The 26,599-nt window shown below is 61.3% G+C and carries 26 protein-coding genes; 15 read left to right on the forward strand and 11 right to left on the reverse strand.

Annotated features, from left to right (window positions below):
- Nucleotides 1–30: 30 nt before the first annotated feature.
- On the forward strand, nucleotides 31–2,355 hold the full coding sequence (locus tag FS507_RS06005; RefSeq protein ID WP_145941894.1) for a cytochrome P450/oxidoreductase: 2,325 nt from the start codon (nucleotides 31–33) through the stop codon (nucleotides 2,353–2,355).
- A 16-nt stretch (nucleotides 2,356–2,371) separates the two neighbouring features.
- Here the strand turns inward: FS507_RS06005 and FS507_RS06010 are convergent, their stop codons facing one another.
- The 3 genes from FS507_RS06010 to FS507_RS06020 form a co-directional block, all read right to left on the reverse strand.
- Nucleotides 2,372–2,872: a MarR family winged helix-turn-helix transcriptional regulator gene (locus tag FS507_RS06010; RefSeq protein WP_145941895.1), complete on the reverse strand. Its 501-nt coding sequence runs from the start codon at nucleotides 2,870–2,872 to the stop codon at nucleotides 2,372–2,374.
- Nucleotides 2,873–2,970: 98 nt separating this feature from the next.
- The gene (locus tag FS507_RS06015; RefSeq protein WP_145941896.1) at nucleotides 2,971–4,407 is read right to left on the reverse strand and encodes a GntP family permease; all 1,437 of its coding nucleotides are present in this window, start codon (nucleotides 4,405–4,407) and stop codon (nucleotides 2,971–2,973) included.
- Nucleotides 4,408–4,570: 163 nt separating this feature from the next.
- Nucleotides 4,571–5,191, reverse strand: a complete 621-nt coding sequence (locus tag FS507_RS06020) for a MarR family winged helix-turn-helix transcriptional regulator (protein WP_145941897.1) — start codon at nucleotides 5,189–5,191, stop codon at nucleotides 4,571–4,573.
- A 171-nt stretch (nucleotides 5,192–5,362) separates the two neighbouring features.
- Here FS507_RS06020 and FS507_RS06025 point away from each other — a divergent pair, with 171 nt between their 5' ends.
- From FS507_RS06025 to FS507_RS06060, 8 genes are all read left to right on the forward strand, one after another.
- On the forward strand, nucleotides 5,363–6,577 hold the full coding sequence (locus FS507_RS06025) for a homogentisate 1,2-dioxygenase (protein WP_145941898.1): 1,215 nt from the start codon (nucleotides 5,363–5,365) through the stop codon (nucleotides 6,575–6,577).
- A gap of 5 nt (nucleotides 6,578–6,582) precedes the next feature.
- Nucleotides 6,583–7,437 (forward strand): hypothetical protein, encoded by an 855-nt coding sequence (locus FS507_RS06030; RefSeq protein ID WP_145941899.1) that lies wholly within the window; start codon nucleotides 6,583–6,585, stop codon nucleotides 7,435–7,437.
- Between the two features lie 33 nt (nucleotides 7,438–7,470).
- Nucleotides 7,471–8,697, forward strand: coding sequence for a fumarylacetoacetate hydrolase family protein (locus FS507_RS06035; protein ID WP_145941900.1), 1,227 nt, complete (start codon nucleotides 7,471–7,473; stop codon nucleotides 8,695–8,697).
- An 8-nt stretch (nucleotides 8,698–8,705) separates the two neighbouring features.
- Nucleotides 8,706–9,431, forward strand: coding sequence for a CoA transferase subunit A (locus FS507_RS06040; RefSeq protein ID WP_145941901.1), 726 nt, complete (start codon nucleotides 8,706–8,708; stop codon nucleotides 9,429–9,431).
- Nucleotides 9,428–10,078, forward strand: coding sequence for a CoA transferase subunit B (locus FS507_RS06045; protein WP_145941902.1), 651 nt, complete (start codon nucleotides 9,428–9,430; stop codon nucleotides 10,076–10,078). The genes FS507_RS06040 and FS507_RS06045 overlap by 4 nt, the downstream gene beginning before the upstream one ends.
- Nucleotides 10,075–10,836: an alpha/beta fold hydrolase gene (locus FS507_RS06050; RefSeq protein ID WP_145941903.1), complete on the forward strand. Its 762-nt coding sequence runs from the start codon at nucleotides 10,075–10,077 to the stop codon at nucleotides 10,834–10,836. Before FS507_RS06045 ends, FS507_RS06050 begins: the two co-directional genes overlap by 4 nt.
- 159 nt (nucleotides 10,837–10,995) lie before the next feature.
- Nucleotides 10,996–11,796, forward strand: a complete 801-nt coding sequence (locus tag FS507_RS06055) for a hypothetical protein (RefSeq protein ID WP_145941904.1) — start codon at nucleotides 10,996–10,998, stop codon at nucleotides 11,794–11,796.
- Between the two features lie 21 nt (nucleotides 11,797–11,817).
- Entirely contained in the window at nucleotides 11,818–12,828 is a 1,011-nt protein-coding gene (locus tag FS507_RS06060) for a nucleoside hydrolase (protein ID WP_145941905.1), read from the forward strand.
- An 81-nt stretch (nucleotides 12,829–12,909) separates the two neighbouring features.
- On the opposite strand, the gene FS507_RS06065 is transcribed toward FS507_RS06060, so the two are convergent.
- Complete coding sequence (locus tag FS507_RS06065; protein WP_145941906.1) at nucleotides 12,910–13,425, reverse strand: hypothetical protein; 516 nt, start codon at nucleotides 13,423–13,425, stop codon at nucleotides 12,910–12,912.
- Nucleotides 13,426–13,436: 11 nt separating this feature from the next.
- Nucleotides 13,437–13,757: a hypothetical protein gene (locus FS507_RS06070; RefSeq protein WP_145941907.1), complete on the reverse strand. Its 321-nt coding sequence runs from the start codon at nucleotides 13,755–13,757 to the stop codon at nucleotides 13,437–13,439.
- Nucleotides 13,758–14,015: 258 nt separating this feature from the next.
- Between FS507_RS06070 and FS507_RS06075 the strand changes: the two genes are divergently transcribed.
- The 3 genes from FS507_RS06075 to FS507_RS06085 are packed head-to-tail and all read left to right on the forward strand — an operon-like array spanning nucleotide 14,016 to nucleotide 17,778.
- Entirely contained in the window at nucleotides 14,016–15,575 is a 1,560-nt protein-coding gene (locus FS507_RS06075) for a GMC family oxidoreductase (RefSeq protein ID WP_145941908.1), read from the forward strand.
- Nucleotides 15,572–16,807, forward strand: coding sequence for an MFS transporter (locus FS507_RS06080; RefSeq protein WP_145941909.1), 1,236 nt, complete (start codon nucleotides 15,572–15,574; stop codon nucleotides 16,805–16,807). The genes FS507_RS06075 and FS507_RS06080 overlap by 4 nt, the downstream gene beginning before the upstream one ends.
- Before the next feature lie 14 nt (nucleotides 16,808–16,821).
- Complete coding sequence (locus FS507_RS06085; protein WP_145941910.1) at nucleotides 16,822–17,778, forward strand: helix-turn-helix transcriptional regulator; 957 nt, start codon at nucleotides 16,822–16,824, stop codon at nucleotides 17,776–17,778.
- A 7-nt stretch (nucleotides 17,779–17,785) separates the two neighbouring features.
- Here FS507_RS06085 and FS507_RS06090 read toward each other — a convergent pair whose 3' ends face one another.
- From FS507_RS06090 to FS507_RS06115, 6 genes are all read right to left on the reverse strand, one after another.
- Nucleotides 17,786–18,916: a class II histone deacetylase gene (locus FS507_RS06090; RefSeq protein ID WP_145941911.1), complete on the reverse strand. Its 1,131-nt coding sequence runs from the start codon at nucleotides 18,914–18,916 to the stop codon at nucleotides 17,786–17,788.
- Nucleotides 18,917–19,016: 100 nt separating this feature from the next.
- Nucleotides 19,017–20,348, reverse strand: a complete 1,332-nt coding sequence (locus tag FS507_RS06095; protein WP_145941912.1) for a TRAP transporter large permease — start codon at nucleotides 20,346–20,348, stop codon at nucleotides 19,017–19,019.
- A 3-nt stretch (nucleotides 20,349–20,351) separates the two neighbouring features.
- Nucleotides 20,352–20,981 (reverse strand): TRAP transporter small permease subunit, encoded by a 630-nt coding sequence (locus tag FS507_RS06100; protein WP_145941913.1) that lies wholly within the window; start codon nucleotides 20,979–20,981, stop codon nucleotides 20,352–20,354.
- On the reverse strand, nucleotides 20,978–22,057 hold the full coding sequence (gene dctP / locus FS507_RS06105; protein WP_260853189.1) for a TRAP transporter substrate-binding protein DctP: 1,080 nt from the start codon (nucleotides 22,055–22,057) through the stop codon (nucleotides 20,978–20,980). The genes FS507_RS06100 and dctP overlap by 4 nt, the downstream gene beginning before the upstream one ends.
- A 141-nt stretch (nucleotides 22,058–22,198) precedes the next feature.
- Complete coding sequence (locus FS507_RS06110) at nucleotides 22,199–22,759, reverse strand: nuclear transport factor 2 family protein (RefSeq protein ID WP_145941914.1); 561 nt, start codon at nucleotides 22,757–22,759, stop codon at nucleotides 22,199–22,201.
- Between the two features lie 51 nt (nucleotides 22,760–22,810).
- The gene (locus FS507_RS06115) at nucleotides 22,811–23,989 is read right to left on the reverse strand and encodes a flavin reductase family protein (protein ID WP_145941915.1); all 1,179 of its coding nucleotides are present in this window, start codon (nucleotides 23,987–23,989) and stop codon (nucleotides 22,811–22,813) included.
- A gap of 361 nt (nucleotides 23,990–24,350) precedes the next feature.
- Here FS507_RS06115 and FS507_RS06120 point away from each other — a divergent pair, with 361 nt between their 5' ends.
- The 3 genes from FS507_RS06120 to FS507_RS06130 are packed head-to-tail and all read left to right on the forward strand — an operon-like array spanning nucleotide 24,351 to nucleotide 26,583.
- Nucleotides 24,351–25,679 carry an amidase gene (locus tag FS507_RS06120; RefSeq protein ID WP_145941916.1) on the forward strand — a complete coding sequence of 443 codons (1,329 nt, stop codon included), beginning with the start codon at nucleotides 24,351–24,353 and terminating at the stop codon, nucleotides 25,677–25,679.
- On the forward strand, nucleotides 25,673–25,969 hold the full coding sequence (locus tag FS507_RS06125; protein ID WP_145941917.1) for a hypothetical protein: 297 nt from the start codon (nucleotides 25,673–25,675) through the stop codon (nucleotides 25,967–25,969). Before FS507_RS06120 ends, FS507_RS06125 begins: the two co-directional genes overlap by 7 nt.
- Complete coding sequence (locus FS507_RS06130) at nucleotides 25,969–26,583, forward strand: response regulator transcription factor (RefSeq protein WP_145941918.1); 615 nt, start codon at nucleotides 25,969–25,971, stop codon at nucleotides 26,581–26,583. Before FS507_RS06125 ends, FS507_RS06130 begins: the two co-directional genes overlap by 1 nt.
- Nucleotides 26,584–26,599: the final 16 nt, after the last annotated feature.

The raw sequence follows: 26,599 nt of genomic DNA on the forward strand, positions 1-26,599 counted from the left end.
CCGGGGTAACGATGAGAGGAGATCCGCGTCATGGTTCCGAGTGCAACAGGCACCCACGACACCACAGCCCAGCCCAACCCTGATATCTCGAAGTGCCCGTACCACTCGGGCTCCGCGTCGAAGGACTTTGACCCCTTCGAGATGGACTACCAGCTGAACCCCGGCGAAGCGTGCGCGTGGGCCAGAGAGAACGAACCGATCTTCTACTCGGAGAAGCTCGGGTACTGGGTGGTCACCCGGTTCGAAGATGTGCAGGAGGTTTTCCGTGACCAATCCACCTACTCAGCGTCCGTCGCACTGGAGAAGCTGACCCCGGCCACTCCCGAGGCGCAGGCGATCCTGGAAGCTAAAGGCTACGGGATGCGTCGGACACTGGTGAACGAGGACGAACCAGCGCACACTGCACGACGTCGGGCCTTGGCTGGGCCTTTCGACGTCGCCCATCTCAAGGGCGAGGAGGCGATGGTCCGCGAACTTGTCACTGATTACATTGACAGGTTCGCCGACAAGGGACGTGCCGACCTGGTCAACAATCTTCTGTGGGAGGTCCCGCTGACCGTGGCCTTCCACTTCCTTGGGGTGCCGGAACATGACATGGACATGTTGCGTCGGTACTCCGTGGCACACACGGTGAATACCTGGGGACGGCCGAGTCCAGAGCAGCAGAAGGACATCGCCGAGAGCGTCGGAAACTTCTGGAATCTTGCCGGTGACATCCTGGCCGAACTACGGGAGACTCCCGAAGCACCAGGGTGGATGCCGTACAGTATCCGGGCTCAGAACGAACAACCCGAGGTCGTGACGGACTCTTATCTTCACTCCATCATGATGGCGGGTATCGTCGCGGCCCACGAGACTACCGCTCACTCTGCGTCCAACGCCATCAAGCTTCTGCTGGAGAATCGCTCGGTGTGGGACGAGCTCGTCCGGAAACCAGAGTTGATTCCCAATGCGATTGAGGAATGCCTCCGACTCAGTGGCGGTGTTGCTGCCTGGAGAAGAATCACCACGAAACCAACAGTGTTGGGCGGGCAGAGGCTGGATGAGGGGGAGCGGTTGCTCATCGTCTCAGCAGCGGCAAATCGTGACCCCCGGCATTTCAGCGACCCGGATACCATCGACCTCTACCGGGACAACTCCACTGATCATCTCACGTTCGGTTTCGGCAGTCATCAGTGTCTCGGGAAGAATCTGGCCCGCCTGGAGCTTCAGGTGATTCTCCAGGAACTTACCAGAAGATTCCCTTCCATGAGATTGGTGGATCAGGAGTTTGAGTTTGTTCCGAATACCTCCTTCCGCGGGCCTGAGCACCTGTGGGTCCAATGGGACGCGGACACCGGGAAGAAGGACACGACGGGGGCAACTCCGGAGTTGCCGGACATTGTCTTCAACGGGCCTAGCAAGGAGCTGCGGACCCGGACCATGTTCGTCAAGGAGGTACGGCAGCTCACCGCGCACATCGTCGGCATAAGCCTGGTCCCAGACGGCGGCACGCTTCCCAGCTGGCAACCTGGGGCCCATGTCGAGATCGATGCCGGAGATGTCAGCCGGCGCTATTCGTTGTGTGGGAGTTCCTCCGAAGCCTGGGAGATAGCGGTCGCCCTCGAACCGGATGGGCGTGGTGGCTCGCGATGGATCCACGAGAATGTCGCAGAAGGGGCGACTGTTCGTATCCGTGGCCCACGACAGAACTTTGTGGTCGACGTTGACGTGGACCGCCGGATTCTAATTGCCGGTGGTATCGGTATCACCCCGATTCTTGCGCTCGCCGATGATGCGAAGTCCCGGGGGATCGACTACACCATCCACTACTGTGGACCGACCAGGGAGAAGCTTGCTTACCTCGACCGACTCCGCACCGACCACGGGGAGCATCTCATTCTCCACGTTTCCGATGAAGGAAGCAGGCTGAACCTCCCCGGGATCGTGGAAGAATATCGGGAGGGAACACAGGTGTGCACCTGTGGTCCAGAACGTCTGACCAGTGCAGTCCTGGAAGCCTTCAGCTCGTGGCCTGAGGGGTCCGTGACACGCGAGTCCTTCCAGTCAACCTCCTCGGTGGACGTCTCTCTGAACGAACCGTTCGAGGTCACGATCAACTCCACCGCCAAGGTGCTGACAGTGCCGAAGGAACAAACACTTCTTGAGGTACTCGAGACATCGGGTTTCGATGTCGACGCAGACTGTCGTGAAGGACTCTGTGGGACATGCGTTCTGGGGGTTACGGGAGAAACTCCGGACGACATCGACCACCGTGATGACGTTCTCTCGGTGCGGGAGAAGCAGTCGGGTGCGGTCATCATGCCGTGTGTGTCACGGTCATGTGCGGGGAAGCCGCTGACCCTTGACCTGTGACGACGAGATCGTGGCGTCAGCGCTGTCCGGACAGGAGTTTCTCTAGAAGCAGGACGAGGATCTGCTGTTCGGTGGCCGTCAGCGGTGACGCCCACTGCGACAGTTTATCCTGTTGTTCCCGGAGCACGTTTTCGATGAGTTCCGCACCTGCCCCCGTGATAGCGAGTATCACCGAACGTCCGTCGGAATCCGACGGGCGTTTTGTGATGAGCAACCTCTCCTCTAATGCATTCGCCAACGAGGACACCGTAGCGCGCCGGAGGTAGGTCAGTTCCGCAGTACGGTGCGGTTCGAGTTCACCGGTCACCCAGAGTACGAACAGAAACTTGAATCCCTGCCACGTCAATCCGTATTTCTTGTGCACCTGGGATTCCAGGGTGTTCTTGACGACCTCTGAGGAGCGGTTGAGCGCGAGGAGCATCCGGGTTGACGGCATATCGCGTTCGTCGAGCTTCTCCCGCGCCCGGTCCATGAAAGTCCAGTACTCGGGGCCGGTGGTGAAACTCTCTCGGGGCATAGGGGTGATTCTAGCGGCGGAAACGACGAGAAACCCACACGGGTGAACCGGGCGGGCCTGACGTGGCAGTGGGAGGATCTCGCTGATCGGAGTCGGGGTCAGATCGTGGGGAACACTGCACCGAGCCCCATCACCACAAGAACGCCAATCAGCGGGGGAACGATGGTGACCATGCCGACATCCTTGTAGGACTGACGGTGAGTGAGCCCGCAGACCAGAAGTAGGGTCACGATGGCCCCATTGTGGGGGAGAGAGTCGAAACTAACCGAGGCCATGGCGATTACCCGATGGAGGAGCTCCAGACTGATGCCTTGGTCGGTCGCCATTTGCGCCAGCTGGTCGCCGAATGTCTCGAGAGTAATGGTGAGACCGCCGGACGATGAACCGGTCAACCCTGAGATCACGGCAGTGGCGACAGCGCCGATCACGACCGGGTTGTTGCTGACATCGAAGATGCTGTTCTGCAGCGCCGCGAAAACCGCCAGCGAGGCGATGACTGCACCGAAACCTACCTCCGACGCAGTGGTGAAGGCAGGAACGACAGCATTCTTCGCGCCGTCGGAAAGACCTTTGACATAGGTGGAGAACATGCCGGGTTTCATCAGGAAGATCACCAGGATGGCAGTGGCCATCGCGATGACGACGGACCAGGTGCCCATGACCGCACCGATGTCGGTGTTACCGAACTTGTCCTCGGACAGGTAAGCGAAGTCCATCTTCTTCGACAGCACATAGACGAACAGAAGATTCATTCCGACGACGATGAGGATCGGAAGGAGTCCACGGAGGCCGAGCAACGTCGTCGTCCGGTCCGGCCACCGGGATGTGGATTCGGTGGACGTCCTCGCGGTCGTAATGGTCGTCGTTGTCGTCGCGCCCTGGTAGCTGGGTTCTTCGTAGACCTCCCCGGCAGTGACAAGCTTGCGGGTGCGGTATTCCAGCCAAGCCATTCCAAGAGCGAAGGTGACGATGGCACCGATGATGCCGAATACGGGTGCAGCATAGGTCGTCGTCCCGAAATATCTCGTTGGGATCGCATTGTGGATCTGGGGGCTGCCGGGGAGGGCTGCAGTAGCGAAGGTGAAGATACCGAGCGCGATCGCGGCCGGCATCAGCCGACGGGGAATGTTTGCTTCCCGGAACAAGGAGTTGGCGACCGGGACAATCGTGAATGCGATGACCCAGGCCGAGATTCCGCCGTAGGTGAGCAGCGCCGTGGCTATCGCGGTGGCCAGAATCGCCTTTTTCGCACCGACCAACCTTGAGATCCACTGTGCCAGATGGTCGGCGTATCCCGATGCCGACATCAGTGTTCCGAAAATCGCCCCGACGAGGAAAAGCGGAAAGAAGTTGACGATGAAGTTGCCAGCTGCTGGCATGAAGATCTGTGTGTAGGACGCCATCAGTGGAGCACCGGAGAACAGCACTCCGATCAAGGCCGCGATCGGTGCGGCGACGATGACGGAGTGGCCACGGTAGGCCAACACGATGAGGACGAGCAACGCCAGAATGACGCCGATTGATGCAAGAACCATGGGGGTCCCTTCTGCAGGGGAGGAGGCGGGGCCCTCACCCGAAGGTTGGGCGGGGAACGTAGTGCCGGATGTTATTCACATCACAGAAACAAGTCAATATGTGAACTAGTTTCTCGACATGTGTTGACGGCTCCGTCCAGGGCTTGTCATGCCGTCGGTCGTGTCAGCGGCGCTGGCGTGCCTCGCTCGCCGCTGTGCCGCTAAGCAGTTTGTCCATGAGGATCAGCAGGATCGACCGCTCTTCCCGGGTCAGGGCGTCTGCCCACCGGGTCTCCTGGATGTTCTGCCGCTCGTAAAGGGTACGAGCCTCCTTGACACCGCGCTCGGTGAGGTGGAGTAGGTGACTTCGCCCATCCTCGGGTGCTGGGATCTTCGTGAGGAGTCCCTCTTCAGTCATCTTCGCGGTCAGGCCGGACACTGCGGCCCGGCTGGTCCCGGTGAGGGTCGCGGCTTCGGAAGGGTACATGTCGCCCGCCAGCCACAGGGTGTAAAGAAGCTGGTAACCGGCCCAACTGCGTCCTGCTGGGCGATGGATCGTCGACTCCATGGTGTTGCTGAAGGTCGTGGCCCCCCGGACTAGGGCGAGGATCACCGCTGTCGCAGCGTGGTCTGAGTTGGGTGATTCGTTCGCGAGCCGGCTACGGACGTGCTCGACGAAGTTCCAGTAGTCCAGTCCACCGTCGTACCGGGGCCGGGCGGTTGCTGCCGTCGGCTCGGTCGGGTGTGTCTGGTGCGCTGCGTCGGAAGTGTTGTCTCGTGACCTGTCGTTGTCGTGGTCGACCATGGTCACCACAGTATCGCGACCTCGGTGCGCTACCTTCGGTGAATTGCCAGCCGTGGCTCCGGTAACGGGTGATCGATCTGCGGTCGGCGCGCACCTCTCGTCGAAAGTACTTCACAAGTTAACCAATATGGTGTACGTTTGCTGTCGCAGTCATTTCCTAAGGAGGACAACATGGCTTACTACCGACAGCTCGGGAGTCTCCCGAAGCACCGGCACACCGCACTGCGGAACGACAAGGGCGACCTGGTCTACGAGGAACTCATGGGGGAAGAGGGGTTCTCCTCCGACTCGTCGTTGCTCTACCACACCGGTATCCCCTCGGCGATGGTTGATGCGCGTACCTGGGATCTCCCTGACCACACCTTGACCCCCAATGACCCGTTGGCCCCGTTGCATCTGAAGTTGCACGACCTTGACGGTGCAGCCAACGGAACCGGGGTGGACGCGGTCCGCGGTCGGCGGCTCGTGCTGGGCAACTCCGATGTCCGACTGAGTTACGCCCACGTCAACACCACCTCGCCGCTGTACAAGAGCGGCCTGGGGGATGAACTCGTCTACGTCGAACGTGGCTCCGCCCTGGTGGAGACCCAGTTCGGGCCGCTGGAGGTTGCCGAAGGCGACTACATCAACATCCCCCGTGCCACGATCCACCGCTGGGTGCTGCGTGACGGTGAGGATGCGCGTCTGTACTTTATCGAAGCGAACAGCCACATCGGCCCGCCCCGGCGCTATCTCTCCCGGCACGGCCAGCTTCTCGAGCATTCGCCGTACTGTGAGCGGGATCTTCGTGGTCCGCAGGAGCTCCAGTTAGCCGACGGATCTGAAACAGATGTCGAGCTTTACATCAAGCACCGCGGTGGCGGCCCGTCCGGGATCAGCGGGTCGATTCACGTTCTGCCGACGCATCCCTTCGACGTCATAGGGTGGGATGGATGCCTCTACCCTTGGGTGTTCAACATCAATGATTACATGCCGTTGACGGGTAAGGTCCACCAGCCGCCTCCCTCCCACCAGGTGTTCGAGGGGCACAACTTCGTGGTGTGCAACTTCGTTCCGCGTAAGGTCGACTACGCCGAGAACGCTATCCCGGTGCCGTACTACCACTCCAACGTTGACTCTGATGAGGTCATGTTCTACGTGGACGGCGATTACGAGGCCCGGAAAGGGTCCGGGATCAACAAAGGGTCGATTTCGCTGCACCCCGGTGGGCACCCGCATGGACCCCAGCCTGGGGCTGCTGAGGCGTCCATCGGCAAGGAGTACTTCGACGAACTCGCTGTCATGGTCGACACCTTCCAGCCCCTCCAGCTTGGAGAGGCAGGACTCGAAGTAAATGATCTGTCCTACAGGTCTTCGTGGACCGGCGGACGTTGGCTCGGGGAGTGATGGGAGTGTTCGAGACCTTCATTGACGATGCTGCCGTCTTCCCGCCGGGACTGGCATCCCTGCCGGACGCGGTCGCCAAGCACCTGGAGAACCAGGGGTTGTCGGCGGCCCGTTTCACGGGACCGCTCGTCCTGCCTCTGAAAGACGTTGCTGAAGCGTCGCGGCTTGCCGATGGCGTGCCCTTCGACGTGTCGGTCGTTGTGCCCGCGGGGCGGCTCGGCGACGTCACCGCACTTCTGGACACCATGCCCCGCACGACCCGCGTCGCCGCCGTGGAACTCAAGGTGGACTCCGACGGCGACACCACGCTGGACGAGCAGCTCGCCGCCGCATCCGCTTTCGCCGCCGACCGTGACGGTCTTGCGGTCTGGATCGAGTTGCCGTTCACCCTGGTCGACAGTGACCGGCTGGGGTGGATGCGGGACAACGGACTCGGCCTGAAGTTCCGGACCGGTGGCGTCAGCCGGTCGCTGTACCCTAGCTCGGCCGAACTCCTCGCTGTCCTGCACACCGCCGTCGACGCAAACCTACGATTCAAGCTCACTGCCGGACTTCACCGCGCGCTGCGGTACTCCGAGCAGGGGGACGGCGAGGTGCTCGATCATTTCGGTTTCCTGAACATCGCCGCCGCCGTGGTCGCCCTGCGTGCGGGGGAGTCGGACCGTGCCGAGGTCCTGCTCGGCAGCGACGACGGACCGGATCTTCTCAGCGTGGTGCAGGCCGACGACGACTGGCGGTCGAGCTTTGTCAGTTTCGGTGCCTGCAGCGTCCTCGAACCTCTGACCACGCTCAATGAACTCGGCGGTGTCGATGACGATGCCCTCGCCGGCCTCGCTGAGCCGGCATCCTCCCGCAATTGAACCAAGAAATTTCCGCTGAAAGGACCGCAACCCATGACAACTGCAGCAGAGAAGTTCGCCACCGATGGTTTCGGTACGGCGAATCTCCCGTACGCCTCGGTCACCGTTGACGGACGGACGTACCTTGCGACACGCCTGGGGGACCGCGTCATTGACATCGCCGCGCTCGCCGAGGCCGTCGGTGGACTGGGCCTCGAGGTGGTGCAGGCGGTGACCGCCCCGAATCTAGACGGTGTCCTCTCCGGCGGCCCTGACGTGTGGCGTCCGCTCCGGGTGTGGCTCATCGAGATGATGTCCGCCGAGGGCAGCGACACCGCCGTGGAGGCGTCGAGTGTCGACGTCTCCCACGTGAGTTACAACCTGGCGTTCACCCCGGCCGACTATGTGGACTACTACGCCAGTGAGGACCACGCCACCAACATCGGCAAGATGTTCCGGCCCAATGAGGCGGCACTGAAGCCCAACTGGAAGCACCTTCCCGTCGGCTACCATGGCCGCTCCGGCACCGTGGTCATCTCCGGCACGGACGTCGTCCGGCCTAAGGGGCTACGCCCCGTGCCCGACAGCGCACCTGATTTCGGTCCGTCGGAGCGCCTCGACATCGAGGCGGAAATGGGCTTCGTCTGCGCCGGAGCTCCTGCCCGTACCGAGGTCTCGGTCGCAGACGCAGCCGACTATATCTTCGGTGTCTTCCTCTTCAATGACTGGTCGGCCCGCGACATCCAGAATTTCGAGTATGTTCCGCTGGGGCCGAACCTGGGCAAATCCTTCGCCTCCTCAGTGGGGACCTGGGTCGTGCCTTTCGCCGCGCTGGAGGACGCCCGTGTCGACACTCCGGAACGTGAGTTCGAGCTCGCCGACTACCTGAAGGACGGTACGGACGCCGGCGGGCCCTGGGGCCTGGACATCCATCTCGAGGTTGAGGTCGACGGCGAGGTCGTGTCGCGCCCGGAGTACCGACGGATGTACTGGACCGCGCCGCAGATGCTCGCTCACATGACGATCAACGGAGGCTCGCTGCGGCCTGGTGACATGTTCGGCTCTGGTACGGTCTCCGGTCCGGAGAAGAACAGCCGTGGATCGTTCATGGAGCTGTCTTGGGGAGGCAAGGAACCGCTGAAGCTCCAAGACGGTACGGAAATGGTCTTCCTCCAGGACGGCCAGACCGTGACGATGCGTGCCACCGCTCCCGGCGCCGACGGCCAGACCGTCGACTTCGGGGAGTGCGTCGGAACGATCCGTCCTGCGACAGGGGTGTGACTGCGACGATGGCACGGAAGACAACTGAGGCAACGGCAGCGGAACTCGTCGCCAGGTACGCCCGCGACGGTATGACTGTCGCTGTGGGAGGGTTCGGCCTGTCCGGCAACCCTTTCGACCTGATCGACGGCCTACGTGAATCCGGGGCGACAAACCTCACCATTGTCTCCAACAACATGGGAGTCGACGGTCAGGGACTCGGCGTTCTCCTGGAGAACAACCAGGTGGACAAGGTCATCGCGTCCTACGTCGGAGAAAACAAGCGTTTCGCCGAGCTTTACCTGTCCGGTGAACTCGAGGTCGAGTTCACCCCTCAGGGGACGCTGGCAGAACGACTCCGGGCTGGGGGAGCCGGGATTCCCGCGTTCTACACCGCCACTGGCGTGGGAACGCTGGTGGCGGAAGGGAAACCGACCGCAGAGTTTGACGGTCGGACCTACGTCCAGGAACGCGGCATCGTCGCCGATCTCGCACTTGTCCATGCCGCTCACGGGGACGTCGACGGCAACCTCGTCTACCGGTTGACCGCTCAAAACTTCAACCCGTTGTGTGCTGCCTCCGGCGCAGTCACCCTCGCTGAGGTCGAGCACCTTGAGCAACGGGGCGCGATTCAGCCCGACAGGGTGATGACGCCGGGCGTGTTCATTCAGCAGGTCATCGAGGCAATGCCCCGGGAGAAACCGATCGAGAAGCGCACCGTGCGTTCCCGTGAAGAAAGTGAGGCCACGGCATGAGCTGGACACGCGAGCAAATGGCGGCGATCGCCGCCCGCGAACTCAGTGACGGCGACTATGTCAACCTTGGAATCGGGATGCCCACTCTGGTCGCCAACCACCTACCCGAGGGGGTTCACGTCACGCTACAGAGCGAGAACGGCATCCTCGGTATGGGGCCCTTCCCCGTGGAAGGGGAGGAGGACGCCGATCTCATCAATGCCGGCAAGCAGACCGTGACCTTGATCCCCGGTGCATCGGTGTTCGATTCCGCAACGAGTTTCGCCATGATCCGTGGTGGGCACGTGAAGGTCGCCATCCTCGGAGCGATGGAGGTCACCGAGACTGGTGACCTCGCCAACTGGATGGTGCCCGGACACATGGTCAAGGGTATGGGCGGGGCGATGGACCTGGTGGCTGGTACACCACGGGTCGTCGTGATGACCACCCACACCACCCGGGACGGGATGCCGAAGATCCGTCGGGAATGCTCGTTACCGCTGACCGGGCTGGGGGTGGTGGACAGGATCATCACTGATCTCGCCTGTTTCGACATCACCCCGGACGGGCTCAGGCTCACCGAACGTGCGCCGGGAGTGAGTGTGGATGAGATCCGGATGAAGACCGAGGCAGGTTTCCGGGTGGCAGAAGGAGTGGAGTACCGGTGAACCAGACAAGAAGACGTGGAACAGGTGACCACGCCGTCGTGTGTCTGAACGGATGGTTCGGTCACGCAGGAACCTGGGGCCCATGGGAGAACTACCTGGACGGCGATGAATTCACCTGGGTATTCCCTGACTACAGAGGCTACGGACGACGGCAGGGCACGTCCGGCGAATTCACCGTAGTCGAGGTCTCTTCGGACATCTGTGGGGTGCTTGAGGATCTTCCGCATTCGAGGATTTCACTGCTTGGTCATTCGATGGGTGGCGTGTTTATGCAGCGGGTACTCGCAGACTCGTCCCGAGGCATCGAGTCGATGGTGGGGATCTCACCGGTCGGCGCGGCGGGGACTCCGATGCCTCCAGAACAGCGGGCACTTTTTGAGTCCGCCGAGTTCGATATCGGTGCACGGCAGACGATTATCGACATTACGACAGGCAATAACCTGTCTCCGCAATTTACCGGGAGACTGGCGGAGGAGACCCGGGATACCTCAGCTGATGCCGCTGTCGGTGGGTACTTCCGGGCATGGGCCGACGCTGATTTTCTTGAGCAACTCGGGAGACGGGACCTCCCTGTGAAGGCTTTCGTGGGAGCTGTTGACCCGGCGGTCACCGTTGAAACCGTCCGGTCGAGTTTTGGGAAGACCTACCCTCATCTCGATCTGGAGGTCCTTCCCAACGTCGGACACTATTCCATGTACGAGATGCCGCTCTACCTCGGCGCGAGAATAGAAGAGTTCCTGAGACGGTCTGCGGCGTAACGTGCTTGTACTCCTGCCGTATGTCATGACGGCAGATCTGACAGGTCCCGCAAAGCCTGGGCTATAACTTAGCGTCTTATGTCTGGACGATATGCTTAAGTTAACGACGACCGTCTACGACATCTCGCCTGACAGCCCTCCTCACCGTTAAGGATGCCCGTGCCCATTGCGCAAAACCCTGACCATCCGTCCGACCCGGCCGCCGGTGGCGCACCCGATCAGGAGGGCTGGGGACGGACTGCGGCACCGTCTCCGTCGCCTCGGGGACGACGTTTCACCGGTGCGCACCTGGTGGCGACCGGCGTCTCGTCACTGATGGTAGGTGTACTGGCGACGAGTCTGGCTTTCACCCTCATCGGATCCGGCGATGACGGCGGGGAGGGCGAGAGCATGGCATCGCAGGACAGTCCTGCAATTCCGGCAGGTGCCCTTGATGAGCCCGTGGCAGAGGAAGACGAGACCGAGGTGCAGGATGATGTCATCGGCGTCGGCGACGGCTTCACCGTAACGACATGGGACGGCCTGGAAATCGAGACGTACGTCCACGACTTCTCTGTTGACGACGCCTGCAAGTACGGCGGGGTGAATCCCCGAATTGCGGAGAAAGCTCCGGACAGTCGCATCGTCCAACTCACCATCGACGTAGTGAATCACGGCGATGACACATACAGCATGGACAAACTGACGGCATTGTCCGGTGACGGGTACACTCAGCCGGTGGAGTCCGCGACAAGGTTCTGCAACGAACCGGACGACGGGGCGAATCGCTGGCCGGGTTTCGGGCACATCGAAAAAGGCGAGAAGAAGCTGCTCTACGGGGCGTTCGAGGTTCAGCCCGAAGCTGCCCAACTGGTCCTGGTCAGCACCGGTAACGGCAAGGTGCTGATCGATATCCCGGAAGTCTCGGCCACTTCAGGTTCCGGGGATGGCTCACCGGAGCCGACCACCAGCGCCGGATAATACGGAGACGCCAAGAAAGACATGGATCAGAACGCCGCGCCTGTACTGACCGTGCCGGCGGAACCCCGCATCCCGGTCTACCTGGACTGTGACACTGGCATCGACGACGCGCTCGCCCTCGGCTACCTGTTGGCCACGCCTGCGGCGACGCTCGTCGGAGTCGGCTCGGTACACGGGAACGTTAGTGCAGTCAGCGGCGCGGAGAATACGCGACGACTGTTCGGCATGACGGGACACGACGACATCCCGGTCGCGGTGGGCGCATGCGATCCACTGGTCGGCTCCTTCGCCGGGGGTGCGGTACGCGTCCATGGGCAGGACGGTGTCGGTGGCACCCGCGGAACGGCGCTTCCTGCCGCGTCGGCGACCGTGGAAGACGTCGATGCTGTCGAACTCCTTCTCCGGCTGTCCCGTGAGTACGAAGGGCGGCTGCACATCCTGGCCATCGGGCCGCTGACGAATCTGGCGCTGGCATTGCGGCGAGATCCCAGCATCGTCGACCGAGTCGCCGAGGTGACGGTGATGGGTGGGGCCGCGATGGTGCCGGGCAACATGGCGCCGTTGACTGAGGCGAACATCGGCAATGACCCCGAGGCAGCGCAGGAGGTGCTCTCGGCGTCCTGGCCGGTCACCCTGGTGCCTCTGGACACCACAATGGTCAACACCTTCGAGACCGCCGACATCGAGGAGTTGCAGCGCTGTTCGACGCCGGTGGCAGCGGCGATCGGACAAATGTTGGACTACTACGCTGACTTCTACCAGGGTGTTTTCGGACGACGGTGCTGCGCGCTGCACGATCCGTTGGCCGCGGCCATCGCGGTGGGGGAGGTGGAGCCCGTCCTGGCGCCCCGGATTCCGGTCGAAGTGGACACGACTGACGGTCCGGGGAGAGGACAGACCGTATGCGACTTGCGGCACCAGCGTGCCGCCGGACCAGAGGGCGTGGACGTCGACGGCGCGAACGTCCGGGTCGTCCTGCGCTCCGCTGAGGGATTCCCGCTGGCGCTCAGGGAGCGTCTGCTGAGCCTGTAACCCAGCACTGCCTGACGACGCTTCGTTGTCGGCGGTGGCAAAGTGCGACTGACGGCTGCACCGACATTATCCGGCGGGGTGTCAGCTCACCTGTCGACGCAGCGTGTCCAGGTGGAGGGTGGTGACATCCTGCTCGTGGAGGTGATCGATGTGACTGTCCCGGTCGAGGGGAGTGTTGGCGGGGTTGAGGAGCTCCTCTCCGTACTCCATGTGGAAATTGACCTCCTCGAACAGTTCCCGGGTGGTGGCGTCCACGGATTCGGCGAAGTAGGTCTTCTCGAGTTCGGTGCCGACACCACGGCTACGCTGCAGGTCGTCCCAGGCGGTGATGGCCGAGGAGAGCCGCCGGGCGGACTCGGTGGAGAGGTTCTTCAGCGTGTTGTCGAAGTCGTCCAGAGCGGCCTGCGCTGCCGGGCGTTCAAAGACTCCGTTCCAGAAGACAAAGATCAAAAAGACTCCACCGAGCACTCCACCCAGCACGAGAGCGACCCCAAGGATGATGAGTCCTATCTTGATTGCCCACGCCAGAATGACGATGGCGACCCCGAGGACGATAAGGGCGGCGCACCCACCGCCGGCCTGGTTCTTGTTGCTCATGACCGTGCCCCTCAGTTTCCCAGGTCCATGTTGACGCCGACGTGGAACAACCAGATCCCCACCAGCACCGTCAGTGTCGCGACGATGACGGCCAGTATGCTGTAGAGAATGGCGGCAGCTGTGGGGTAGGTGCCAGAGAACGTCTGCTTACGCTGCTCCGCGATCTTCTTCAGGTCGAGTGTCGTGGCCTCGAGGGTCTCGGACACAAGCGCCTGATGTTCAGCATCGTCGAGGTCGGGGTCGGCTATGCCGATGCGGGGCGCAGGAATAGTCGGGGAGAAAGCATCGCGTCGCGCCCCAGCTACGACCTCCAGCTCTGGTGTGTCACTCATGAGTAAGAGGTTACAGGAGGCTGTGGGCGCGAGCGGGCGGCGTGCGGTGTATCGATCTTAGATCCGCGGTTATCGGGGCCTTGTGACAGTTGGTGAGGAGTGGAGGTGGTCACTCCAGGCCAATTGGGTAGCACTCTCGGACAATTCAAGGCCGTGACCACGGATTACTGTTCTAAACGCAAGGATTGTGGTGTGTATCACAGAAGGCTGGCGCATGTCATACACATGTCGCGCAGAGTATGGAAGTCGCAGGAAAACATGGACAGAACCGAATACATCGTCGTCGGCGCAGGATCCGCGGGCAGCGTTATCACTCGCAGACTCATTGACGCCGGTAAGTCAGTGACCCTCGTGGAGGCCGGTGGATACGACGAAAACCCGTTGATCGCGGACGTCTGGTCGTCTGTCAGACTGTGGCACGGGCCTGAGGACTGGGATTTTCAGACGGTCCCGCAGGAACACTGTAACGGGAGACGAATACACCTGCCGCGTGGCAAAGTCACCGGAGGGTCGCACGCACTGAACGGGACGATCTGGTGCCGTGGGGCGAAGGCGGACTACGACACATGGTCATACCTGGGGTGTGCGGGGTGGAGTTGGGACGACGTCCTCCCTACTCTCCGGAGGATAGAGAAATTCGATGGCGCAGGTTCAGACCTGCGGGGTAAAGAAGGCCTCCTGGATGTGGTCCAAGGGTACGACGTCAACCCGATCCAGGAGAGCATCCTCCGTGCGGGAGTGGAGATAGGCCTTCCGCTGGATGAAGACTATAACGACGGCGCCCCAGACGGTATCTCGAGGATGCAGTTGAACGTCCGGGGCGGGAAACGGTTCAACACCTGGCACGCCTATCTTGAACCAGTTCTAGGACACGAGAACCTTACGGTCATCACCGGCGCTGAGGTGGAACACCTGATCATAGAGGGCGGGACAGTGATTGGGATCGAGTATGTCAGTGAGGGCGCGACGGAGACCCTGTACGGCGCGGAGACCATTCTGGCCGCCGGCGCGCTGGGATCACCGGCAGTCCTGCTGCGGTCAGGTATCGGACCCTCAGAAGAGCTCATCTCTGTGGGCGTGGAACCACTGCTCGACTTGCCCGGCGTTGGACGGAACCTTCAGGACCACCTCCTGGTCCCGGTGGTCTTCACGACGTCGACTCCAGTCCCGGCACCGATGACAGGTGTTGCGGAGACCCACCATTTCTGGCGGAGTAGACCGGGTCTTGCGGAGCCGGACACTCAGCCGATTCATTTCTCCATCCCGATGTATCTCGACGGCATGACTGGACCGGAGAACGGATTCTCCCTGGTGGCAGGCTTGGTCCGTCCACAGGCCAGGGGGTCAGTGCGGCTCTCGGGGCCGGGTCTGACCGATGAACTCCTGATTGATCTCTCAGCACTCGACAACCGTGCCGACGTCAGTGCGCTCATTGCGTCTGTGCGACAGTGCCGGCTGATGGGACGCACGGATGCTTTGGCGCCCTGGGGTGCGCATGAGGTCTACCCGGGTGAAAGCGTTCCGGATGAGGACTCAGCCCTCGAACAGTACGTGCGGTCACATGTCAGTACCTACCACCATCAGGTGGGGACATGCCGGATGGGGCTGGACCGGGGTTCTGTCGTCGATCCGAGCAGCCTCTCCGTACACGGTCTCGGAGGACTCCGGGTGGCAGATGCATCGGTCATGCCCCTCGTGACGACAGGTAATACCAACGCAGCCGCGATCCTTATCGGAGAACGCGCCGCTGAGTTCATCATCCGCGATTCGACAAGCAGCGCGGAGTACGCGTCCAACATGATCGGAGAACCACTGTGACTACCTCGCGAACAGACACTAACGGTGTCAAGCAACCCTTGTCGAGCAAGGCGGTGATCGTGCTCTGCATGGTTGTTGTGGTGATGGAAGGGTACAACCTGATCACCTTCGGCGTGACCGTCCCGCTTCTCCTGGACGATCCAGGTCTGGCCATCGATCCTGCGGCCACTGGACTCATCGGCGGTGTCGTCTACGCCGGTGGCTTGACAGGTATTCTGGTCAGTGGTCCGCTCGCAGATAGGTGGGGGCGTCACCGACTGATGTCGGTGGCAGTAGGGGTGTTCGCCCTCGGCTCTGTCCTTGTCGCCGTCGCACCGAATGCCGCGGTTATCGGGATTGCCCGCGTGGTGACCGGTATCGGCATCGGGGCAGCTTTTACCTCGGCAATGACACTGGCGCGCAACCATGCGACAACGAACCGGGCGAGCCTGGTGATCACGTTGACAACGGCCGGTGTCCCGGTTGGCGGTGTCTTTGCGTCATTGTTCGGAATTTTCCTGATGCCCCACTGGGGATGGCGGTCCAACTACTGGGCCGGCGCTGTCCTGACACTGGTGATCCTGATCGTGTCACTGCTAGGCCATATCCGGGAACCTGATGAGGTGCGGAGTTCTACGCTCGCGCCGTACCGCCGACTCACAGCACTGTTTCACCCGAGCACCCGGGTCCTCGTGATTTTCGTGGCACTCGCCAGCGTCACCAACCTCGTGACTTGGTTGGGGCTGAATGCTTGGCTTGCGGAGGCGATGCGGAGCAGCGGATTCACACTGACGCAGGCGCTCACTCTGACCTTCGTCCTCACCGGTGCGGCGGTCATCGGGTCCTGGTTTACCGCTACTGCCGGTGACCGGGTCGGACCAGCCCGCATCGCTGTGTTGTGCGCCGCGTTGACCCTGGTCGGGCTGATCGGGTTGATGACAGGACCGACGGCGATGGTAGCCGCAACCCTCTTCGTTGCGTTGCTGGGGATCGGTGGTCATTCAACCCAGAACCTGATCAGCGCCGCAGCGACCAACCATGTCGCAGCACCGCTCCGCGGGACCGTCATCGCCATCACCAATGCGATGGCATACGTGGGCTCGTTCCTCGGCCCGGTCGTCGGTGGTGCTGTCTTCGGCGGGGGAGGAGCACCGAGGTTGTTCAGTGTGTACGCAGTGTTCGCGGCGGTCTGTCTCGCTACGTGCGTGGGTATCGTGGTCGGTGGGCGCCGAGGCGGCACCGTGAAGATGTAGCGAGGGGAGCGGCCGTGGAACGAGACCGGGACGGGGTCGACAGGGGAGGCAGGGTCGACCTGGACAAACTTCGCACCGACCTGGACATGTCCCTGCACCTCCTCCGTCCGCTTATCCCGTACGACGCGGCGCAGATCCTGCGGATCGGTCACGGCCTGAAACCCGTGGAACTCTGTAGGACAGGCTACTCGGCAAACACAGCGTGGGCATTGGCTCATATGTTTCCCGTGGAAGACGCTCGTCGCTTCACATACGAGGTGAGCGATGATGCGCCACTTCCTCCGACGATCTCCACCTCCGGCGTGGGAGGGGACTTCACGTCGTCCAGGCTGTTCCGGGAGCATCTTGCCAAGGAAGGTTTCGAAGACGGGATGTCCCTGGTCCTCTACCATGACGAGGGCCCTGTGGGGATGGCGCATTTCTCCAGCAGGACGACGCGAGCTTTTGAGGGTGCGCCCCGACAAGCGGCACTCGCGGTGTCTGGACTGTTCGGAAGCGTTGTCGCGATGTTTCCCGGAAGCGACGAGCCCTGGCGTGGAGACGGCCGTCTGGATACTGAACAGCGCTTGCTGGCGGATCCGGATTTCGTGAGGCACCTCCGCGACTTCTGCCGGAGCCCTCTCGCATTCATCGGACACCTGTGGGAGGTCGATGGATCATTTGTCATCGTTGATGTGGCGCAGCCGGGGAGGATAGTGGCGAAGCCAGTCGACGCTGCGACGATGTGCGGGCTCACACGACAAGAGCTGCAGGTGCTCAGCGCCTTGTGTTGTGGAGCTGCCGACGCGGAGATTGCGTCACGACTTCATCTGAGTCGCCGGACCGTGCAGTCGTACCTGGGGTCGCTCCGACAGAAACTGGGAGCAGCAAGCAGGCTCGAGGCCGTGGTCATCGCTCTTGGGGCGGGACTGTACATACCCCATCCAGACAAGGCACCCCTCGGCCAGATCATCCGAGGGGGTTCAGGGTAAGCGGAAGTCAGGGGCGGGGAACGTTCTTCACCAGCTTCTGGGCCTCCGCGACCTCGATGCGTTGGTGTTCGTACAGATCATCGACGCCCTGGGGATCCAGGACAGGGGAGTACGGGTCTCCGAATCCTGTGTCGACTCCTGTGAGGATTTCGAGGACCCCGAGGCCGCATACAGGGACATAGTAGGGGCTGTAACCACCTTCCTGAATAAAGACAACGTGGCCCTGACACAGCGTGTCAGCCGCCTCGAGGAGCAGGCGGGTCAGCGTCTTGAAACCCCGCTGCGTGACCATCTGCCGTGCGAGGGGGTCCATTGCCGAAGCATCGAATCCGCTGGCGACGATGATGAGTTCGGGCTGGAACGTGTCGAGTGCGGGGACGACGACATCGCGCATGGCGCGCTCGTAGACGGCATTGCCGCTGCCCGGAGGGAGGGGGATGTTGAGGGCTGCCCCGGCTCCGGCGCCCGCTCCGTTGTCCTCCCGGAAGCCTGATTCCGGTGGGAAGCATCGGTCCTGGTGCAATGAGATCGTGAGGACGCTGGGGTCCTCCCACCAGATGTCCTGTGTTCCGTTGCCGTGGTGGACGTCCCAGTCGACGATCGCCACGCGCGAGAGCCCGAGGACGTCCCGTGCATATGCGGTAGCGACGGAGACGTTGTTGAACAGGCAGAAGCCCATTCCCCGCGCCCGCTCGGCATGGTGTCCGGGTGGGTTGATGAGTGCGTAGGCAGTGTCGACGTCACCGTTCACTACAGCGCGCACGGCTTCGATGGCGCCGCCTGATGCCCGGCAGGCGATGTCGTACCCACCTTTACCGAGTGGGCTCGCGCCGTCGCCGGCGTCGCCTCCCTTCGTGTTTTTCGATTGGGAGCGGATCCACTCCACGTGTTCAGTGGTGTGGACCCTGAGGAGGTCGTCTTCCTGGGCCAGGCCGGCTTTCAGCGGCGACAGGACGTCGACCAGCGGTGAAACCTGGACAGCCTCATGGAACCTCCGCTTGGTGTCTGCATGGGCGATGTGGTGACTGATGGGCTGTAGTCCGAGGGACGGGTCGGCGGGTGCGAATCCGCCGCTTCCGCTGTCCACCCATCCGTAGAGGGTGTCCCAGAGGTATCCGACTCGTCGTTGTGGTGCCATGGTGGTTCTCCTGGTCTGGTGGTGTGGTGGGGGTGGGAGAGGTGACCCCACTATATTTCGTGGAGAAACCAACTCTGTACCGGAAAAATACGGTATTCGATCAGCCCGCCATGAGCTGTGGAAGGAAGGTCACCAACCACGGCAGCAGGCAGAGGATAAGAACGACGGTCAGGTCCGAGATGATCCACGGGATGGCCGCCCGGTATATCGTGAACAGAGGGAGCCAGGGGGCCGTGGACTTCATGACGAACAGGCCCATGCCAAAGGGTGGAGAGATATTTCCGATCTGCAGGGTGACGAGAACGATGATGGAGAACCACACAGGGTCCCATCCGAACTGCGTAACGATCGGCATGAGCAACGGGGCTGTGATCAGCATGATCGATGCCTGATCAATGAAACACGAGAGAATCACCAGGAGTACGACGATAAGGAAGATCATCAGCGCTCCGTTGGCGATACTGCCGGAAACCCACTGGACGAGACCCGCGGTGGCACCCATGTAGGCCATGATCTGCGAGTACAGGGTTGACGCCATGACGAGGATGAAGATCGTTCCCGTGATGCGAATGCTTCCGACTCCAGCACCCAAGAGCTCCTTGACAGAGAACCGTCCGGTGGCGAAGGCGAGGATGATCGATGCGAGTGCTCCGAAAGCTGCTGCCTCGGTAGGAGTCGCAATGCCAGTGAATATCACTACGAGCACTGCGATTGCGATGATGCCCGGCAGGAGGAGATTGTTGAGAAAACCTCGGAGAATTTCGGTAGCGGAACGGCGCGGGGGCAGATTCTGTTCGGCATCCGGGGAGGCGTTACCGACAGCAGCTTTCCGGCTTTTCCACAAGACGATGGCCACATAACCCAGTGCCATGAGGATTCCGGGTACGATTCCTGCGATAAGGAGCGGGCCGATGGAGACATTGGCGACGCCGCCCCAGAGGATGGCGAGCGCGCTCGGGGGGAACACCATCGCAAGCCCACCAGCGGCGAGAATTGATCCGGCGGAAAGTCGTGTGTCGTATCCTGCTGCCTTCATCTGCGGTAGAAGAGTTCGACTGAGCAGAGCTGTGTTCGCCAGCGAGGAGCCAGACAGTATGCCGAAGGCGCTGCCACCAGCGACGGCGACCATGGGGAGTCGGCCAGGAACTCGGCGAAGGAGCTTCGCGATCTCCACGATGGCGTCCTGGGCGATGTGGGAGCGGAACAGCACGTCCCCCATGAGGATGAACAGGGGGATCGCGGTGAAAGTGAAACTGTTGACCGAGCTGATCACGCTCAGGCTGAGCAGGCGCGAAGTGACTTCGATGTCACCGAAGATCAGTAGCGATGAGACGATCCCGACGGCGAAGATGCCGAAGGCGACGGGAATGCGAAGGAAAAGAACGAGGATCAGAGCCAGGATGTAGACGGGGAGAAAGATGTACCATTCCATGATCTACCCCTCCTCTCGTTTCGGTGCGGCGGGTTGATCGGTGGGCTTCCGCACCCGTGCCCGGGTGGTCCTGATCGATCGGATGAGGTAGAAGACGGTGGCGTGCAGCATGACTGCGAATCCCACGAACACAGCCAGCGACAGCCAGTACCGGTGGAGTGCCAGCTCGCCCGCCATGGTTGTTTTGGTGGTCCAGTCATTGATGAGGAGTTCCAGCGCGCTGAACGTCAGGAACAGTGCCACGATGAGCTGCACAACCGCGCCGATAAGTTGACCGATGACGACCAGCGTCGGCCGGTTGAACATGTCGAGGATCTCGACCTTGAAGTTGTCGTCGGCGGCCGTCGCGGCAGGGATGACGAGGACGGTGATCAGCACCATCGCCAAGGCTGACAACTCTACGGCACCGAGAACTCCGTGACCGGTGAACCGCATGACCACGGTGACGGCAATGAATACAGCGAGCACCAGAATCACGACGGCGCCGAGGTATTCGAGGAGTCGCTCCGGCAACCATGTCCGGGCGGATATATCGGTGGTGTCGTTGACGGTGTCGGGCAGTGCCTCGAGCGCTTCCTCGGCGCTGTTGGCTGGGGAAATCCCGCCGCCGGTGTGGGAAGTTGTCGAACTCATTGCATGTCCTCCTGGAGCTCTTCGGTGTCTGACACGAACGCCCCTCCGGGGACGCGGTCGTAGCCACGCCCTTCGAGCGGAACATCGTAGGCATCCCGTAGATCCGCGGCGGCCGGGGACGTGGTGAGGATGCGATCCCAGTCGAGATCCTCCCAGCCGTCGACATACGCGAGTTTGAGCAGCGCTTCAGAGTCCTCCTCGTTCAGACGTGTCTCCTGAACCCCCGCGTCGTGCCATTGCTGGGTCTCTTCGACCGTTCGGTCAAGGTAGTGGGCGAAGATGTCGGGTTCGGTGTCTGCGAGGGTGTCGGTCAACGCGTGTTGGGTCCGGGTATCCAGGCGGTCCCAGGCTCGTTCGTTCATCAGGAGGTTGGCTACCGATTCGTAGAACCGGGGTGCGAGATCATGGTTGACGACTCCTTCGAGACCAAGGCTCGAGGGGCCCACAGAAGCCCAGGTGGCACCTGAGACGACGTTGCGTTCCAGCGCTGTGTAAACTTCGCCGCCCGGTAGGTCCACGGGGACACCATTCATGCGACTGACCATCCCGGAGGTCGCTGACGAGGTCCGGTACGATCCTCCTCGGAGGTCCAGCCCGTCGATGTTGTCCCTGCTCAAGATCACCTGCGGCATGCCGGCAACTGCGCGTCCGAGATAGGTGACGCCAAGCTGCTCGCGGTGGATCTCGTCGTAGATCTCCACTACCCCGTTCTCTCTCTCCTCCATGGGTGTGAACGGGGTAAATCGAGCAAGCTCCATCGCCGGGACCTGGTCAACGTAGTAGTCCCCGGGCATGATCCCCATGTCGAAGACTCCTGCGGAGACTCCCTCGATGAGGAGGTTTGGAGCCATGACCTCCGGTCCGCCTTTAAAGTCCACGGTGATCCAGGGGGCGGTTTCTTTCAGACGGTCAATGAACATGAAGACGCCCTCATTGTTCGAATGGTTCTTCGCGAAACCGCTGGCGAGCGTGATTGTCACGTCGTCGTTGTTCTCGTCGGCGGCGGAGGAACAGCCTGCCACGAGAAAGGGAACGAGAAGAATCGCCAACAGCCTTTTTCTGAGTATGCCGAGCATCCTGCCTCCTGCAGTGGTGTCATCGGTGTCCGTGGTGCGGGTTATGCCACCTGTCGGTAGTTACGCCGCGACGTGGGAGTCTTTCCTAGTGAGCAAAGGAGGACTGAAATTTTATAGCCCTCCTGAAAGAGTGGCGTCTATCTATTTGAAGAGGACGGACTGTGAAGGGTAGCTTTCCGCGAAATTATCGGGAAGATCCGAGATGAATACATTCTCCGTACGGGTCCTCGTTACTTTCCATGTACCGTCCTCTTTACGGAAGGCGTTGTTGAGCCGGCTGGATCGAAGGAGAGCATGACCGTCAGAGAACAGCCATGGTTGCATGTGTATCCAGGCGCCTTCGGCCTCATCGCCATCGACAAAAATCTGCTCCGAGGTCAGATAGTGCGCGTTGAGGATGAGCTTGGGATCCTGGTTCTCCGGCCAGAATCGGTTGAAATGTGCCCTGATCGCATCTTTCCCCTCTGCTCGCCCAAACTGGCCGGTGTAGTACTCACCGACCCCTTCCCACACGGCATCCTCGGTGTAGAGGTCGAGGACGAGTTCGATACGTTCCTGGTCGCTTACGGTGGGGTAGATGGGACACGGGGTGTCGCACAGCATCATATAGCGTGCCTGTACGCGACGGATGTCGGCTTCGGCCTCCAGGACGTCAATCCGGGCGGCGAGTTTTTCGATGATTGAGTTGGTGTCTTGCTGCATGAGGGCTCCTTGCGTGAGTTCTTGCTGTGGGGTTTGTGAAAAGACTGGAACTCAGTCGTTCTCGATACGATCGACAACTGCCTGTGCCAGTGCTATCCAGTCGGTGACGGCCGCTCCGTCGACGCCCTGGGGAAGCTGAGCCAGGCGAAGGGTCATCGTGTGTTCACCAGCCGGGTCACGGACCGGAAAGACTATGGAACCGATGTTGTACCGCTCCCCGGCGGCGATCTCTCTGTGGGTGTAGTCCACGGTGGTGCTCCCTATCAGTTCGCGTATGGTTCTTTCAGCGAAGGGGGTCAGGGGACCTTTCAGGTACTCTTTCGTCGCCTCGATCATCTGCTCATACGCGGCACTGCCTTCTTCCGGCAGGTGGGAGATCACGTATCCCTTGTCGTTGAGCATCTCGAGACGGCGGCAGTGATTCCTCCGTACCTCGTCAGGCGGGTTCCCGAGCTTAGCGAGCCACCTGTCGCGAACCTCCTGGGGTTTGTCGAACAAGTAGGTGTCGCCGATTGGCGGCACAATCGGAACCCGACTCGCGAACCGGTGCTCCGGTGAGACCCCGGGGCCCAGCGCCGAATAGACCGTGGCGAACTCATCCTCGCTTAATGCGGCGTACACGATGACTTCACAGCCGATCGACTCGGCGAGCTCCTCCAGGTCGCTGTCCGCACTGTGTGCAGCGTGAATGGCGGGAAGCGAGTCGTGTCGGAGTCTCCCCATCATGGTGGAACCGACGAAACTCCCGTATCCTCCCTGAAAGAATAGGAGTGGTGCCACAGGATTGGTGACTTCCAGGTCATGCACGCGGCATAGTACGATCCAGTGGTCTCCGGCCTCGATTGTCTCGGAGATTGTCGTATCAATCCAGGCGATAGAGTTTCGCAGAATCGGATCCCCTGCAGGAGAGGGGTACCAGTCGATACCGTCGAGTTTATTTTGCCATCGTTGAGCGATGGACAGCATTTCGGATTCTTGTTCCCCGCCGAATATGTTTATACATAGTGATGAGCATTCCTGCATTTTCTTGAATGTCTTCGATGTTTTCATGGGCATGAATGAGACGAGCGGGGGGTCCAGGGATACTGATGAGAATGTCCCGACGACCATCGCGAGAAGTTCTCCGTCCGGTGCTCGTCCGGTAACAACGGCGACGCCTGTGGGATAGTGGCCCATGGCATTCCTGAAAGTTCGGGGGTCGAATTGCGTGGAGAGAGGGTGGTCACTCATATCGGTTACTCCTTTTCCTCGGTACTCAGTCCTGTGGCGGAGTCCGCGGAGAGTTGTTTTCCGGTTACGACCCAAAAGTAGGGCAGGGCTGCTTACTGCACTACGCGGGAAACCTTTAGATAGTCGGAGGTGAACGTGGACATGTAGTGAACGAACACGACAGTCGTAGGCTGGCAGATGAATAAGGAAAGGGTATCCTTTGTTGTTTCATGGGGGTTACCTTTACCTCGCAAAAGTAGGCAGACGGTAGTGGGGTGTAATAATCTTGGGACCTACAAGATCCGTGAGTGATTGACATCACATGATGTTCCCGACGGGTGGCGCGGTCACGGAGACAGGTCTTCGAAGGAAGGAAATCAGCATGACGCTCGCACACCGGACGCAGTCGGTGGAGCACCGTGTGGGAGACATCCGCGATGGCAGTGTTTCCGCCTACGACAGCGCAGTTCAACACCGCCGAGAGATCACGAGGTACGAGCCGCGCCTGAAGGCATGGGTGGAACTCACAGACCTTGATGAGCGCGACGCCGTTCCTGTAGAAGGACCGTTGGCAGGACTGTCTATAGGCGTCAAAGACATCATTGATGTGCGGGGGCACCCCACACGGTGCGGCTCGCCGACGTCCGACGCGGCTCCGAAAGACCGTGACGCTGCGTGCGTCGCGCGTCTGCGGGAACTGGGAGCGGTGGTCCAAGGCAAGACCGTGACTACCGAATACGGCTACTTTTCACCAGGCCCGACGACCAATCCATTCAATGATCAGGCGACTCCGGGCGGGTCGTCGAGCGGGTCGGCTGCCGCTGTCGGGGCCGGCACGATCCCGTTCGCCCTCGGCACGCAGACAGCCGGGTCTCTGACCCGCCCGGCGTCCTTCTGCGGAGTTGCTGGCATGGTCCTTACCCACGGGGCGACGTCCCTGGCCGGCGTCACCGGGCTGAGCGATACGTTGGATTCTCTCGGTTTCCTCGCTCGTTCCGTCGAGGACCTCGCATTTGTCCACAATGCGTTCTTCGATGGTTCGGCGGATGATCCGGTGGATCATGGCGACGTGGTCTCCGCCACCTCCGCTCTCCTCTGGGAAGGGTCCGGGATGCTGAACCTGGACAGCACCATGATGCAGCTCCTCCGGGCACTCCCCCGGTTACTCGATGAACTGGGGGTCGAGTCGTCCCCGCTGGACTGGGACGACCATATTCGAACACTGGTCGACGACCACCGAACGGTCATGGCCTATGAGGCTGCCGGTGGACTGGGCCAGCGGTTGGGACCGGAGAGAGGCGCGGTGAGCTCCCAACTCCGGCAGCTGTTCGACGACGGTGACATGGTCGAGGAGCAGGATGTCAGTGAAGCCCTGTTCCGACGGGATGTGTCGCTGACGGCGCTGACACGTTGTCTTGGACCAACAGGTCTCATTATCGGACCAGCGGCCAAGGGGCCGGCGCCGTTGATGACTACCGGGACTGGCTCGCCGGAGCTCAGTCGGCCGTGGCAGTTGCTCGGGCTTCCCGTGCTCACGGTCCCCGGTGCGCGCACCACCACGGGAATGCCACTCGGTATTCAGGTCATCGGCCCCAAAGGGAGCGAGTCACTGCTTCTGAGACTCGGGGCTTCTCTGGAACCCCTACTGCGTGACCTACCCTCGTTCGGCCCGGCCGACGGAATCCCTACTCTCAAGGAGATGAAATGGTAACCGCATCAGATACGTTGATCCGCCCCCGCCCGATCAACCACCACCGGATGTTCCTCACCTGCTACGGAGACAAGTTCACCTACGGCTGGCACCATGTTGACCTGTTTGTGCACGACGAACTCGGCCGTGAGGTCAACTGGGTTCACTGGACCGTGGAAGCGGACGGCCCGGAAGCTGCGGACGTGTCCGTCCGACAGGAGGAACCTGACCTCATCCGTACCACGCCTTGGGAACACCACGTCAGTGACTTCGGCATGCATTACTGGACCGCAGAGGCCGCGTGGGACTGATGGAAACTGCGCCGGTCGTCTACATCGTCGACGATGATCCCGGTCTCTGTGACTCCGTTGCCTGGCTGCTGGACAGTGCCTGTATAGACAGCGTCGTGTGCCACAGTGCGGCGGAGTTCCTCGGACGGTTCGACAGGACCCGTCCGGCGTGTATCGTCCTCGACGTCCGGATGCCGGAAATGAGTGGCCCCCGTCTCCAGGAGAAACTGGCCGACATCGCTCCCTATGTATCGATCATTTTTGTATCCGCACACGGCGACATCCGTATGTCGGTCGACACGATCAAGGCCGGCGCCCAGGATTTCCTGGAGAAGCCCTATGATCCACAGAAGCTCCTCGACGCCGTACAACTGGGAGTGGAGAACGCACAGACGAATTTCGACCGTTACAGGAGTATGGCGGACGTCTCCAGCAAGGTCGAGATGCTCACCCCCCGGGAACGTGAGGTCCTCGCCATGGTCGTGGAAGGGCTACCGAGCAAGTCGATCGGCAGGCGCCTGGGCATGAGTGTCAAGACCGTCGATGTCCACCGGACCCGTATCAAGATGAAGACCGGCGCCGACAGCATCGGCACCTTCGTCCGGGACATTCTGCGTTACGGCACTCCGCTCTGACTCGTCCGTAGCATGT

The sequence above is a fragment of the Corynebacterium glyciniphilum AJ 3170 genome (assembly GCF_007673095.1).
Lineage (GTDB): Bacteria > Actinomycetota > Actinomycetes > Mycobacteriales > Mycobacteriaceae > Corynebacterium.

Bases quoted from the DNA above. Each gene is read 5' to 3' on its own strand.
- FS507_RS06090 (WP_145941911.1), bottom strand. From the start codon at position 18,916: ATGGCACCACAACGACGAGTCGGATACCTCTGGGACACCCTCTACGGA.
- FS507_RS06010 (WP_145941895.1), bottom strand. From the start codon at position 2,872: ATGCCCCGAGAGAGTTTCACCACCGGCCCCGAGTACTGGACTTTCATG.
- FS507_RS06115 (WP_145941915.1), bottom strand. From the start codon at position 23,989: ATGAGTGACCACCCTCTCTCCACGCAATTCGACCCCCGAACTTTCAGG.
- FS507_RS06120 (WP_145941916.1), top strand. From the start codon at position 24,351: ATGACGCTCGCACACCGGACGCAGTCGGTGGAGCACCGTGTGGGAGAC.
- FS507_RS06015 (WP_145941896.1), bottom strand. From the start codon at position 4,407: ATGGTTCTTGCATCAATCGGCGTCATTCTGGCGTTGCTCGTCCTCATC.
- FS507_RS06075 (WP_145941908.1), top strand. From the start codon at position 14,016: ATGGACAGAACCGAATACATCGTCGTCGGCGCAGGATCCGCGGGCAGC.
- FS507_RS06065 (WP_145941906.1), bottom strand. From the start codon at position 13,425: ATGAGCAACAAGAACCAGGCCGGCGGTGGGTGCGCCGCCCTTATCGTC.
- FS507_RS06125 (WP_145941917.1), top strand. From the start codon at position 25,673: ATGGTAACCGCATCAGATACGTTGATCCGCCCCCGCCCGATCAACCAC.
- FS507_RS06070 (WP_145941907.1), bottom strand. From the start codon at position 13,757: ATGAGTGACACACCAGAGCTGGAGGTCGTAGCTGGGGCGCGACGCGAT.
- FS507_RS06005 (WP_145941894.1), top strand. From the start codon at position 31: ATGGTTCCGAGTGCAACAGGCACCCACGACACCACAGCCCAGCCCAAC.
- FS507_RS06100 (WP_145941913.1), bottom strand. From the start codon at position 20,981: ATGAGTTCGACAACTTCCCACACCGGCGGCGGGATTTCCCCAGCCAAC.
- FS507_RS06045 (WP_145941902.1), top strand. From the start codon at position 9,428: ATGAGCTGGACACGCGAGCAAATGGCGGCGATCGCCGCCCGCGAACTC.
- FS507_RS06020 (WP_145941897.1), bottom strand. From the start codon at position 5,191: ATGGTCGACCACGACAACGACAGGTCACGAGACAACACTTCCGACGCA.
- FS507_RS06095 (WP_145941912.1), bottom strand. From the start codon at position 20,348: ATGGAATGGTACATCTTTCTCCCCGTCTACATCCTGGCTCTGATCCTC.
- FS507_RS06025 (WP_145941898.1), top strand. From the start codon at position 5,363: ATGGCTTACTACCGACAGCTCGGGAGTCTCCCGAAGCACCGGCACACC.
- FS507_RS06110 (WP_145941914.1), bottom strand. From the start codon at position 22,759: ATGCAGCAAGACACCAACTCAATCATCGAAAAACTCGCCGCCCGGATT.
- FS507_RS06130 (WP_145941918.1), top strand. From the start codon at position 25,969: ATGGAAACTGCGCCGGTCGTCTACATCGTCGACGATGATCCCGGTCTC.
- FS507_RS06060 (WP_145941905.1), top strand. From the start codon at position 11,818: ATGGATCAGAACGCCGCGCCTGTACTGACCGTGCCGGCGGAACCCCGC.
- dctP (WP_260853189.1), bottom strand. From the start codon at position 22,057: ATGCTCGGCATACTCAGAAAAAGGCTGTTGGCGATTCTTCTCGTTCCC.
- FS507_RS06035 (WP_145941900.1), top strand. From the start codon at position 7,471: ATGACAACTGCAGCAGAGAAGTTCGCCACCGATGGTTTCGGTACGGCG.
- FS507_RS06040 (WP_145941901.1), top strand. From the start codon at position 8,706: ATGGCACGGAAGACAACTGAGGCAACGGCAGCGGAACTCGTCGCCAGG.